We start from the raw sequence: 14,117 nt of genomic DNA on the forward strand, positions 1-14,117 counted from the left end.
TTGATATTAATATCTTTATTAAATACGTATATTTAATAATTTTTATTTAGCTTTAGATGTAGTTTCTGATTTACTAAGATATATAATAAATAAAACTAAAACATACAAAATAATCACTGTAGCTATTATCTCTTCTAGTTTAAAAGCATATAAAATCCAACTTACAGGATGACCTGATTTAGTTAGATAACCATTCATTAGTTTCATGCCCATTGCACTTATTGCCATAGGGAATGTAAATGCAGCAAAACTTGGATAAAAAGGCAACCTTAATAATTTTGGTAAATACCCCAAAACTATAATATAAAATACAATTGACAGTATAAATAATAAGTATAATATTACACTATTCTTATCTGAAAAAGAATTAATATATCCAGACAATAGTAATGACCCTGGTGCAGCTAATATAGCTATACTTGGTAAAGATGGTTCAGGCATTTCCTTGATTATCCACACTCTTTTTAAAACTACTGGTATAAGAACTATATAAGATATAAATCCTATCCAAAAAGCAATTTTACCTATTAAAAGCTGATTAAATGCTGGTGCTGTAACACTTGCTGCAACTATCCCGACATAGACTATATACCAAGATGGAAATACTGTTTTTATTGAGAATTTAACTAAGAATTTCTTACTAAATAAGATTATCAACACAATATGACCTACAACTCCGATGCTCCAAATTACAATACCTAATTCTAAAGATAATGGTTTTACATATGTAGCAAATATCATCGTTGCCATTGTTATAGTTGGAAATGTACTTGATATTAAGGGATTTTCTAATTGCTCTTTAACACCCTTTTTAAGTAATACTATTTTGACTATGTAAATTGTATACAAAACAAAGCCTATAAATCCAATTACATTACGTAATGGTTCACTATAAGATTGTAATAAGTTACCTAAAGTAAATATTGATAAAATCAAACTTGCAATAGGTATAGGATATTTTTTAAAAAAATTCAAATTCTACCTCCTTTGTTACTAAGTTATTTGTATTTTTAATTATATCAAAAAAATGGTCAAGTTGACATATTATGACCATTTTTCTTATATAGAAAATATCTATTAAGTTTAATTTTGTTATTATAAGTATCTATATCCTTAATATATTAAGGTAATTTGTTTATTTATTTTAAATCAAACATGTTAATTTGTGTACTTTCACTTTTATCTACTTTAATACTCTTCATATCTCTAGTAGTTATTTTAGCATCATCTCTTAAAGTACCTATAAGTAATTTATTGTCTTCTTTGTAAAGTCTATAGTTTTCTTCTACTTTGGTATAATTGAAATTAGCATAACAATACAAACAATAATGTCTGCAAGTATTGTATTGCCCAATATCAACACTTTTGACACACCCACAAACATCTCTTTGTGTATCATCTTTTTTTACTTTTACTTCACTACCTATGATTTTTGATATTAACTTATCATCAATACACTTACTTTCTTCAATCCCAAATTTTCTTAGATTGTATCCCTCTGAACACATTTCAAGCACTATACCATATTTATGAGCAATCCTAGAAAGCTCTTTTGATAACATTTCTACTTCTGCAATTTCTAATGGTTTTATATGTAATGACTTAGTATTAAATTTTGTTTTTTTATACAAATCGATAAAACTCATTATACATTTTTCTGTAAATCCATCAAGTTGATTGCATAACCTTTCAAATGCTTTAATATGGTAATCTACAGTATACTTTTCACTTAGAAAAATTGGGTCATACCTCAAAATTACTCTTTCTTTACCTATTCTTCCAGATAGTTCCTTAAATGAATCTATTATCTTTTGTTTGTCTGAAATTCGTGTTTCTACTTCTTTGCCATATGATGTTATAGTATAGTGAAAATAATATTTATAGTCTTTTAATTTATTTAAATCCTGTATCATTGGAGTTGCATCCTTTGTCCAAAATACAAAACAATCGACAGTATGTGGATTTAACTCTATCTTACTAACTTGCTTTGGATTCATTGGATTAATAACATATACAAAACCTTCTTTAAGTCTGTTAAAAAACCATTTACTATAGAAAGCAGGTATATCTGTTCTCCTACTCACACTTACTATCATATTCAGCCTCCTTATTAATATAATTATGCTCTAATATATTTTAACATAATATCTAGTAGACTTATTTCTGGTTTGCATATCTTAATGACCATGGACAACTCATCATACACTTCAATACACAAAAACACTTTGAAATATCAATAAGAGACTCTCTTTTACCTGGCAGAGTCCACTCATTTCCATGTATAGCTTTTGCAGGACAGTTTTCTACACAAATATTACAGTCTAAACACTTCGAATCCATTAAAGGATATCTTTCAACAGAAATTAGAGCATCTGTAAGTACAGTACACATGCTAAAAGCACAACCATATTCCTCAGTTACAAACAAATTATTTTTCCCCATAAATCCAATACCACTAATATTTGCTATTGTCTTATGTGGTAAAGTACTAATACCAGATTGCATTGTTGGATTAATATAACCCTTTTCAGAATATCCATGTTCTAGATTATTTTTTTCTGATTGAGAATAAGCTTTATAACCTTTATCTTGAATATATTTTGAAATCCAATCAGCTAACTCTTCTACTTTTTCCTCTTTTTCTAAGAAATCATCACTATCTGTAGGTAAGTTATTATATATATTTGTAACGAATTTTTTTGATAATCCTATACAAAATAAAATTGCTTTAGAAAAACCATGTGTTTTACTTGCTGGAAATTCAGATATATCAACAAAGCGAACAATATCTACACCTTTACTGTGCAAAATAGATTTCAATTCATCATTCATACTTAACTCCTTCCACAATTAACAAAGTAAAAATAGCATTATATGTTAGTAGATTTTACTATTATCATTATGTTAACCAATACTTTGTACATTCTTTATTTCTACTCATAAAACCATATTCAATTAAGTATCTTCTAATTGTTGCAAAATCATTATATATTGATTCTAAAATCTTATTAACTTCCTTTTCTGAGTATTGCTTTCCATATTCAAATTGTTCCAAAATCTTGGATAAAATTACAACCTTTTTCTTTTCCTTTGAGGAAAATACTTTTAATTTTAGAGGGTTCATACTTTCAAATGAAGTTTCTAAAATGTGTTTTCTCTCTTCTTCAGTTACTACATATCTTTCATCAACCATTCTAGCATGTTCATGTATTGGTACTATAGTACTACCTCTATTAGGTTTTTCTTCAAATACAGACTCATATAATGCTAAATATAGTTTAGCTTGTTTTGCTTTTTCTCTAAACATAAATTTTTGATGGCGAATAGTGGATGTAGATACTTCAATCTTTTTTGCAATTTCCTTATCTGGTAAATCACTAATGAATAATTGAAATAAGTGTTTTTGATTTTCAGTCAGTGTGTTGTACTTTGAATCACCATTAATCAATTTTTCCAAATAATCACTGTGCTCTAATTCCATATGTAATTCAATGGCTTTTGAAGCTTCAAAGAATCTATCACCTATTCTGTATATCTCTCCAACTTCATACGTTTTTGTACATGTAATGCAAGTATAACAATTTAACTCATCATTAAATACATAACCTCGTTTAATATCATTAATAGAAAGATTTTCAATTTTCATACCTCTACCTCCACTCTATAGTTTATAAATTTTATAGATATATTATATTAAAGTTTATTTATATAGTCAACTTTTTTATTTTTTGTTTGCAACATCTACTTATTCATTAGTTTTAAATTACAATATACAAAACAATATATCTAAACAAATATATCTAAATTATTAGTTATATGAGTACTTATTTGTCTTATTTAACATTAAATATTTTTCTATATACATAAAACTATTTAATATTTACAAAACAAAAGGAACTCCTCAATTAATAATTAAAGAATTCCTTTTTATTCAACAAATCTATGTAATTAAACTTATAAAACATAAATTTATAAATACTAGTCTTGTACCTTAGTTTTTTATTTAAACTCAATTACAGTATCTTTTCCACCCTCAACACTATTACCTACATTATATGTATTCATGTTGTACTCTGAATAGTTAGTTATTGTAACTGGAGTAATAAGTGATATCCCCTTTGATTCAATCAAAGAACGGTTAATTTTCAACATTGGTGTTCCTTCTTTTACTTGTTCACCCACACTTACTAATGCTTCAAACCCTTCTCCTTTTAAATTTACAGTATCTAATCCAATATGAATAAGAAGCTCCATTCCATTTTCTAATTCTATCACGAATGCATGTTTAGTCTCTGCTATTACCGCTATCTTTCCATTAATTGGTGCATAAACAATATCTCCTGTAGAATCTATAGCTACACCTTCTCCCATAAGTTTTTGAGAAAATACAGCATCTGGAATTTTAGATAATTCTATTACTTTTCCTGATATGGGTGACTTTATTGATTTTTTTTTAAACATTTTGAACATAAAGCATACTCTCCTTTTTTACTTTTAACCATTATTTGCTGCTTTTAATTTCTCTCCTAGACTTCCTCCTGGATGATATTTATAAAAATCAGCTGAATCAAAGTTACTATTCTTAGATAATGCACATGCAATAGAATCTCCTAAAACCAAAGTAATCGTAGATGATGTTGTTGGTGCTAAATTTAAGTGGTCTGCTTCATCCTTTGCAGGATATATTAAAGCATAATCACACTCTTTTGCCAATACTGAATTTCTATTTGAAGTAAATGCAATTGTTTTAGAACCTATTGCTTTAACATACTTTATACAATTTACTACTTCCATAGAATTTCCACTATTTGAGATTAAAATTGTAATATCTTTACTTTCAATCATTCCCAAATCTCCATGTACTGCCTCTGTTGCATGTACAAAAAAACTTGGTGTCCCAGTGCTAGCAAATGTAGCTGCCAATTTCTTGCCTATATGTGCAGATTTACCTACTCCCATAAAAATTACTTTACCTTCACAGTTGGCAATTTCATTAACTATACTTTCATATTCAATACCTGCTTCATCTATTAAACACTTTATGGCATTCATTTCAGTAGTCATAACATCAACCATTGTTTTTAAATAGCTCATAACTATCTCCCCTTCTATATTAAATATTTTTTGCAATATAATCTATAGTTTTTTTAACTCTATTTAAACCATCTTCAAGTTTTTCTCTTGAACATGCTACATTTAACCTTAAATAAAACTCACTTTCTTCACCATATACGTTTCCTGACATAATAGCTACTTCTCCAATATCCATCAATAACTTTTGGAATTCCTCACTACTTATCTTAAGGTCAGAAAAATCTATCCAAGCAAAGTAACAACCTTCTGGCATAATCAATTTTAATGGTTCTAAACTATCTTTTATATAATTAATTGTATATTCAAGGTTATCTTTAAGATATTTTAATAGCTCATCCAACCAATATTCACAATCATTATAACAAACCATTGTTGCTAGTATTGCTAGTATTGCAGGTGAATTTACAAAATCACGGTATCTAGTGATATTTTCAAATTGATTTCTAATACTTTCATTTGGTATAATCACATATGACCCAGTTAATGCTGGTATATTAAAAGTCTTAGATGCTGATGTACAAATAAATATAGAATCTAAATAGCTTTCTGCAACCTTTAAGATAGGAGTCATTCTATTATCATATACAATATCCATATGTATATCATCTGATATTATCTTTACATTGTTGTCCTTACATATACCTACAATCTTAGCGAGTTCTAATTCACTCCATACTCTTCCAGTTGGATTATGAGGATTACATAAAATAAATATCTTAGATTTTTTGCATTTTTTCTCAAAATCCTCAAAATCAATCAAATATAATCCACCTTCATTTACAAGAGGCGATTTTATAATATTACGATTATTATTTGCTATAACATCATAAAAAGCATTATATGCAGGAGTATTTATCAGGATTCCATCTCCTTCATCACTAAATATCTCAATAAGTTTACTAATTGAGTACATTACACTAGGACTGTAATATATCCAATTACTGTCAATACTACAATTAAACCTTCTAATGTACCAATTCGTAACTGAATTTCTAAAATCATCATGTTTCCATCTACTGTATCCCAAAACTCTATGATTTAATCTTTCTTGTAAGACTTCTGTTATTTCATATGGAAACTCTAAGTCCATATCTGATATTGTAAAAGGAAGTAACCCTTTTTTTCCAAATCTATCTTCTACATAGTCCCATTGGGTACAATATGTACCCAATCGGTCTATTTTTTTATCAAAGTTAATCATTACATGCCTCCAAATGACCTTCCATAGCTTTATCCATCTGCTTTCTTAAAGAATACACTTGAGTCCCTATAATTACTTGTATTGTGTGTTCGTCTAATTTAACAACTGCTATACCACCAGCTTCTTTAATTGCATCCTCATTTATTAGTGATACATCTTGTAATTTTAAACGTAGTCTAGTTACACAATTATCTAATGATAATATATTAGATTGTCCACCTAAAGCAGCTATCATTTGCTGTCCTTTATATGTAGATAGATTTTTAAAATCTGAACCATTTCCCTCAGATACTTTTATTTCTTTATCCTCACGTCCTGGAGTCTTTATATTAAACTTAATAATTGCCCACTTAAATACAAAATAGTATATTGCAAAGTATAAGGCTGCTACTAATACTGCTATTGGCCATCCTGTAGCTGTACCTCTTAACACACCAAAACTTATAAATGCAATTAAATCTCCTGTGAATCCCATTAATACACCTAAGTATGGAAGTACCATGTTTGCTAAACCATTCATAAATGTATGGAAAGCAAATAATGCTGGTGAGATAAATAAGAATAAGAATTCTATTGGCTCACTTATACCACCTATAATAACTGTCAACACTCCTGATATTAAAAGTCCTTTAAGTGCTTTTCTATTTTCTGGTTTTGCTGTACGATATATAGCTAGTGCAGCACCAGCTAATCCATATTGAATCATTAATTTACCTTGTTCCATTTTACCAGCTAAATCAAGAGGTATAATCTGATTATTCTCTACATATGCCATAAACATATTCAATGTACCAAAGTATGTTTCTCCGTCAATAACAGCAGTTCCACCTATTGGTGTAAAACGGAATACTGATGTTACAAGATGATTTAATCCAAATGGAATTGTAACTCTTTCTGCCACTGCATATGAGAAATAGCCTAATGGTCCTGCTGAAGAAATCCATTTTCCTAAATTTTGGAACGCATTGAAAAATGGTGGCCAAACAATAGGTATTAATAATCCAACAATACTCATAACTATTAAACTAACAATTGGAACTAATCTTGGACCACTGTAGAATCCTAATGATTCTGGCATTTTTAAATTACTAACTTTATCATATATTGCATAAACAATTAGACCTGCTACAATACCACCTAAAACACTTGTATTGTATGTTTGTATCCCCATAATCATAGCTTGACCATTAGTTGACATTTGGTCTACTGGTACTAATAAATCAGCTCTTGTTAAATAAAAATTTGTACCTATATGCATTGCTATAAATCCTACTAAACCTGAAAATGCCCCAAACTCTTTTTCTTTTTTTAATAATCCTAATGGAATTGCCATTGCAAATAATGCTCCCAAATTATTAAATGCAAATAATCCTATTGTCAGCATGAAATTTAAAATCATGTTAACATATTCATTTCCTAAAAATGGAACCATGGCAATCATCTTAGGGTCTGTAAAACCTGCACCAAGCCCTAACATCATCCCTGAAACACTAAGTAGTGCTATTGGGAACATAAACGTTTTTCCTAACATTTGGAAGAAGTTCCATAAACCTAACTTATTTTTTTTCATAATTTTACCCTCCTATTTTTATCTAAAAACATAATCAAATTTATAGAAAAACCTAAATCAAAAAACTCAATCTAATAATTAAGTTCAATGATTTAGGTTTTGCCTGCTTAACCAGTTACAATCCTAAAACTCACTGTCTATATTTAATAAAAAAACCTAAATCAAAAAACTTAACCTAATAGTTAAATTCAATGATTTAGGTTTTGCCTGCTTAACCAGTTACAATCCTAAAACTCACTGCTTGTATTTAATAAAAAAACCTAAATCAAAAAACTTAATCTAATAGTTAAGTTCAATGATTTAGGTTTTGCCTGCTTAACCAGTTACAATCCTAAAACTCACTGTCTGTATTTAATAAAAAAGCCTAAATCAAAAAACTTAATCTATAGTTAAGTTCAATGACTTAGGTTTTGCCTGCTTATCAGTTACAATCCTAACAACCACTGTTTGTTATTTTATTTATGTGAATCATTAGATATAATTCTTCTTCTTTACTAATTTTATATTCAAACATGTCTAATACCAATGCTGCAATTTCCTCAGTACATATTTTAGGTTTATTATAATTTTTATTTACCAATTTGTACATATCTTCAATATCACTATCTTTATAAGTTTCTTTTCTTAAAATCCTTTGAACAAAAAACTTTAAGTGAGTTATAAGTCTAGTGTAATTTAGTGAATTTACATCTAATTTAAACCCATGTACTTCTTCAATTATCTGAATAACTTGCTTTGAAAACTCAAGTATATTAATACCTTCATCTTTTTGAGAATTCTCCAAACCATTGATTATATGAATAGCAATATATCCTGCTTCATCTTCAGGCAATTTTACTCCTATCCTTTTTTCAATTTCATCAATTGCCCATAATCCAAATTCAAATTCTTCTCTATAAAGTTGTTTTGTCTCATTCAATATTAAGTTTGGTAATTTTATACCTTGTTTTTCTCTTTGGACAGCGAATTCTATGTGACTAGTTAAGGCTAATATTATTGAATCATTCACTTGAGTATTTAAAACTTCATTAGCCTTTTCTATAATTTCTTCTGAAATTTTAAAGTATTCAATAGAGGTCTTATTAAGTATTTGATTGTATTTGTCTTTTTGATTATCTTGAACAAAATATTTCTTAGAAATCAAATTTTCATCTATCAAATCTCCTACTTTTTTCTTGAATCCAACTCCAGCACCAGTAACAATTATTTCTGTGCCATCTTCTAAGGAGCTTACTACGACATTGTTATTAAATATTTTTTTTATATTCACTATAAATCCCCTCTAAAAAAAATCTCTCATCACACTTACATAGTATATTATATTTAATTTAATGTCAATATTTAAAATTTTATTTTCGAATATATTTTGCATTTTACCCTATAATACTACAATGACAAAATATTTTAATTATTCTCAATCAAATTATCATATTTTGTCGTTTTTTTATTTAAATATATTTAAATATTTCTTTTGTATATTCAATTAGTTAAAATTAATCGACATTTTATATTCTGAAACTAATTTCAAACTATTTTCCAGTATTTTCAACTATTTCAATTTGAACTATATAGATATATATTGAAATTCAAATTATATTGTATTTTTAATTTTTTCTCAAATATATGTATTAACTAATATAAATTTTAATTTAGATAAATTAGGCATAGTTTTTTATAATATATTTTATAATAATTTTTATATTTTGTTTTATGTTTTTTTATTGGATTATTATACTTATATGTCTATAATTACTTATAAAATCATTTTTTCTAATTATTTACAATACATTTTAACTACTTTTATTTAGTCATATCTTTAATATTTTTATAAGTTTACTGGTCATATTTATCATTAGTTTCAATTAATATTTAACATTTTATGTAAAATTTATAAAAAAATGTATATAAATTTAAATAAGTGACTATACTAAAAATATGATACGGATAACCAATAAGTTCAACCTATCTCCCCCAAAATAGAATGAGTTACAGTTTCCCCCAACTGTAGCTCATTTTCGTGTAATTTAATAATTTAATTGTCCTATACTTTTTGATATCTTCATAAAAAATATATAGACTATTACACAAATTATTTACATAATAACTCATAAATAAAAGCACTATTACAAATTTATAATAATGCTTTTATCTTAATCTATCTTATTATATTTTTAGTCTATCCTATTATCTCTACTTTTTATAAACATCAATTTGCCATTACTTATTCCCCATAACTCATCTGAACATAAAGCAATTCTATCTAAAGTTGTAGCTATTATCACACATTTATTATCTTTAGATGCTAGTTTGTAAAGTATATCTACCAAGCTTTTTTTGCTTTTATCATCAGTACTTTCTATAATATCATCATTTTCTATGATATCATCACAAATTATTAAACTTGGATTATTAGACAATGCTCTAGCAATACAGACTCTCTTCTTATCATAGTTAGATAAATCTTTCACTTTACAATTTGCTTTTTCCTTATTAATTCCTACTTTTTGTAGAGTCTTATATACAATTTCATCCTTATTCTTTTCTCTGTTTCCACCAACCAACATAGTCAGAATAATATTATCTAAAACAGTGGCATCATTTAACAAGTTGTAACCTTTAAATATTGCACCTACATACTTACTTCTATAAATATTTTTATTTATATCTTTTAAATCTTCACCATTATATATAATACTTCCATTAGTACAATCATCGAGACCCGATATTGTAGACAATAAAGTACTCTTTCCCGCTCTAGTTTTTCCTATAATAACATACATTTTTCCAGTTTCAAACTCTGCACTCATATCTTTTAATACAAACTTACTACTGCCCTCATATTTATAATTAACATCAATTAATTTAAGTATTGGCAATCTCCATCACCTAATTTCTATCATAAATTATTTGTATTGGCTTGTACATAATTGTACTATATATGGATACTATACTAGTCAACAATATCAATATAATTGCCATAATAATTATATTAAACATAAATTTTAAAGTTGATTTATCTTTTAAATTTTTCATCTCTTGTTTGCTGTTACTATAATTTATGTTTATATCTTTATATCCTCCATAATCAAATACAGAGTCATTATATGTTACATTATATTTATACTGATATTCAAAAACATAATTTGATATTGCTTTTTCTGATATACTTGCAATTCCTAATCCAAGTATAATACATATCAAAATCATTATGATACTTTCATAAACGAAACTTCTAATTATCTTAAATTTAGACATTCCAATTAGCCTCAACACCCCTATATCATATTTTATTTTTTTTATTGATATTACAGAACTTATCATCAATAATATTGAGCCTAACACTAATATTCCAAAAATAGATGTAAAAGCTACACTAGACAAATGTTTTATTGGTGCCATTAATTTATGATACACTGAATCATCTATAGTAACTTTATATATATCACTTAGCCCTTTATTTCTTAGTTCTTTCTCAAAAACCTTTCTACTATTAGAATCTTTAAGCAAAAAATTAGCACTTGTATAAATCATCTGATTCTCTGGTCTAATCTTTTTTTCAAACTCAAGTAAAGTGTTGTATGAGGTTAATATGTTATTGTATATGCTTATATCTTGAGCATTTTCTACTTTATTGCCATGTTTTTTCTTATATACACCTACTATTTTTAGATTTAACATAGTATTAGCATCATAATCATTTAGCAAAGATATTGTATCTCCAAGCTTAAACTCACTAACACTTAGAAAGCCTTCACTTACTATACATTCATTATCTTTTTCAAATAATCTCCCTCTACTCATATCTAAATTATAATATTTAAGATTTATATTTTTATCTGTAAATCCCATAACCACAAAATTTGTGCCTATATCATCATATACAAGATTTTTATCATTACTAACTACAGGTTTTTTATTATTATCAAGATACAAAACAATATTTCCTATAAGTGACATTTTTCTTACATATTTTGATTTTGAAAAGTTTAAATAGTCATCTAAATTTAAAACATTATATCCTCTCAAAGATTCTATTGAATCATTTTGGCCAATCTTTTTTTCATTAATTTTAATACTTACCTTTGACTCAAGTTTTTTCTCATATTTTTGATTTATAATAGATGCACTTAAATTTATTATTGAGAAAATAGCAATTGATAAAACCATTAATAACATAATAACTATACTAAATGAACTATGAATTTTATTTCTAATCAAATTTTTAATTGCATTATTTAAAATATACACTTTATATCTCCTCTTATCAATTGAATACTATGTTATCGATATTATTAGAACTCTTATTAATTATTACTTATATTCTTTAAACACTAAATAAAAAGTTGAACCTTTATTTTCTTCACTTTCAACCCATACAAAACCATTACATAAATTACATACATGCTTTACTAAACTAAGACCTATACCATACCCGTCCTTATTTAATTCATTTATTCTATACCTATCATAAAATATTTTATCTATATGATGCTTATTCATTCCAATGCCATTATCTTTTACCAATACAATAACACTTCCCTTTTGATTTTTTACACTTACATATATATCTTTACCTTCACCATATTTTATTGCATTATCTAAAAGATTGGATACACCTCTATAAATCCACTTTTCTTTTCCATAGATACTCATATTTTCATCTTCATCAAAATCAAAGTTCAAATTGCTATACACTTTAGAATAATTATCACACACTTGTGCACATATTAAAGCTATATCAACCTCATACATATCCTCATTATTTTTTATATCACTTATTGCAAGTACATCTTCTACACTATTTGAAACTTTATCAAGAGTATTTAATAATTCATTATTTCCATCAAGTTCTAAACTTGTTTTCAATATAGATATAGCGTTTTTTTGTTCATGTGATAAATATGAATTCAATCTTTTATAGTCCTCAATATGAGAATCAAATTTATTTTTTAAGTCTTTATACACTCTAGACATAATAGGGTCTATGCTCAATATTTCGTCCTCATCTTCAATGTTATTTATATTATTTAATATTTCTATTCTTTCTTTAAACTCCAATCTATTTAGTATCGATAAAAGTATGAAATTAGATGTCACTATAAAAGCAAAAAATAATATTATAACTACATTAAAATTATTCTTAAGTATAAGATCATAATTAGTTATTACTCCTTTATCTATATCATGTACATTGTCTGGCATCATTTCGCCCTTATATGGAGTTAAATCTCTAGAAATTAAATTCTTATCTATATCAGATATGTTTATAATATATTTTAGACCTATTGCAAAAATTATAAAAACTATAACAGAATATAAAATTAACACTATAGTCTTTTTATTCTTTAATCCTTGCATATAGAATATCCTATCCCTCTAGTAGTTATTATTATCTCTTTACCTGCCACTTCTTTTAATTTCTTTTTTAATCTAGCTATATGTACCCTTAGTACAGATGATAAAGGGTCAAAATATTCATCATAAACGTGTTCTGATATATCTATACCTGACACAATATTTGGATATCTACTTGCAATATATTCTGCTATATCAAATTCTTTGCTTCCCAGACTTACTTCTTTATCATATACATATACTTTTCTCGATGCTGGATTTATTGTAATGGGTCCTGCTTTTATATCTGGGTTTGTCCTACCATAAAATCTTCTTATAACTGCTTGTATCCTAGCTCTTAATTCTATAATTTGAAATGGCTTTACTATATAATCATCAGCTCCTAAATCAAGCCCCTTTGCCAACTCATTTACTCCATCTCTTGCTGTTACAATTATTATAGGTATCTCTAGATTATTACTTCTAAAAAATTCTAATATCTCTATTCCATCTTTATCAGGTAAGTTTAAATCTAATAATATAGCATCATAATCATTTATAAATGCTTTTTCTTCTCCATCTAATCCACAATTTGCTATATCTACTACAAGTCCTTCATTTTCCAAGCCTGACTTTATATTATAAGAAAGTTCCTTATTATCCTCTATTATTAATACTCTCACATAATCATCTCCTAAATAAAATATCAATCTATTTATTATATATAATGAATGTTTATTGAATGTTAACTTCACCTTATAACTATTTATATTTTAAACAAAACTCAACCTTATTATTATTCAAATATTTGCATGTGTCAAATTTGAGTCAATCCAATCTTTTAATGTTTCTAGTAATGGATTTAATAATCTATCTACAAATATTAATAAATTCAATAAATAACTTAACAAGAGCTAA

At 26.6% G+C, this 14,117-nt stretch carries 13 protein-coding genes; all 13 read right to left on the bottom strand.

Features of this window, described 5'->3' with window-relative positions:
- Window positions 1–42: 42 nt before the first annotated feature.
- On the bottom strand, window positions 43–975 hold the full coding sequence (locus ACTG45_RS16495) for a TDT family transporter (protein ID WP_479919412.1): 933 nt from the start codon (window positions 973–975) through the stop codon (window positions 43–45).
- 164 nt (window positions 976–1,139) lie between these two features.
- Entirely contained in the window at window positions 1,140–2,096 is a 957-nt protein-coding gene (locus ACTG45_RS16500; protein WP_479917463.1) for a DUF1848 domain-containing protein, read from the bottom strand.
- 61 nt (window positions 2,097–2,157) lie between these two features.
- Window positions 2,158–2,832 carry a 4Fe-4S binding protein gene (locus ACTG45_RS16505; RefSeq protein WP_479919413.1) on the bottom strand — a complete coding sequence of 225 codons (675 nt, stop codon included), beginning with the start codon at window positions 2,830–2,832 and terminating at the stop codon, window positions 2,158–2,160.
- A 67-nt stretch (window positions 2,833–2,899) separates the two neighbouring features.
- Window positions 2,900–3,646 (bottom strand): DUF2087 domain-containing protein, encoded by a 747-nt coding sequence (locus tag ACTG45_RS16510; protein WP_021385955.1) that lies wholly within the window; start codon window positions 3,644–3,646, stop codon window positions 2,900–2,902.
- 353 nt (window positions 3,647–3,999) lie between these two features.
- Entirely contained in the window at window positions 4,000–4,470 is a 471-nt protein-coding gene (locus ACTG45_RS16515; protein ID WP_021386073.1) for a PTS sugar transporter subunit IIA, read from the bottom strand.
- Window positions 4,471–4,494: 24 nt separating this feature from the next.
- Window positions 4,495–5,094, bottom strand: coding sequence for a KpsF/GutQ family sugar-phosphate isomerase (locus ACTG45_RS16520; protein WP_021386113.1), 600 nt, complete (start codon window positions 5,092–5,094; stop codon window positions 4,495–4,497).
- A gap of 19 nt (window positions 5,095–5,113) precedes the next feature.
- A complete protein-coding gene (locus ACTG45_RS16525; RefSeq protein WP_021386044.1) occupies window positions 5,114–6,295 on the bottom strand; it encodes a MalY/PatB family protein in 1,182 nt (393 codons plus the stop codon).
- On the bottom strand, window positions 6,288–7,865 hold the full coding sequence (locus ACTG45_RS16530) for a PTS transporter subunit EIIC (protein WP_021385997.1): 1,578 nt from the start codon (window positions 7,863–7,865) through the stop codon (window positions 6,288–6,290). The genes ACTG45_RS16525 and ACTG45_RS16530 overlap by 8 nt, the downstream gene beginning before the upstream one ends.
- A gap of 433 nt (window positions 7,866–8,298) precedes the next feature.
- The gene (locus ACTG45_RS16535; RefSeq protein WP_021386110.1) at window positions 8,299–9,135 is read right to left on the bottom strand and encodes a PRD domain-containing protein; all 837 of its coding nucleotides are present in this window, start codon (window positions 9,133–9,135) and stop codon (window positions 8,299–8,301) included.
- Between the two features lie 901 nt (window positions 9,136–10,036).
- The gene (locus tag ACTG45_RS16540; RefSeq protein ID WP_479919414.1) at window positions 10,037–10,741 is read right to left on the bottom strand and encodes an ATP-binding cassette domain-containing protein; all 705 of its coding nucleotides are present in this window, start codon (window positions 10,739–10,741) and stop codon (window positions 10,037–10,039) included.
- Between the two features lie 10 nt (window positions 10,742–10,751).
- Window positions 10,752–12,113 (bottom strand): FtsX-like permease family protein, encoded by a 1,362-nt coding sequence (locus ACTG45_RS16545; RefSeq protein WP_479919415.1) that lies wholly within the window; start codon window positions 12,111–12,113, stop codon window positions 10,752–10,754.
- Between the two features lie 63 nt (window positions 12,114–12,176).
- A complete protein-coding gene (locus ACTG45_RS16550; RefSeq protein WP_021386085.1) occupies window positions 12,177–13,223 on the bottom strand; it encodes a sensor histidine kinase in 1,047 nt (348 codons plus the stop codon).
- On the bottom strand, window positions 13,211–13,882 hold the full coding sequence (locus ACTG45_RS16555) for a response regulator transcription factor (protein ID WP_021386039.1): 672 nt from the start codon (window positions 13,880–13,882) through the stop codon (window positions 13,211–13,213). Before ACTG45_RS16555 ends, ACTG45_RS16550 begins: the two co-directional genes overlap by 13 nt.
- Window positions 13,883–14,117 lie beyond the last annotated feature (235 nt).

The sequence above is a fragment of the Clostridioides sp. LIBA-7602 genome, assembly GCF_056688945.1.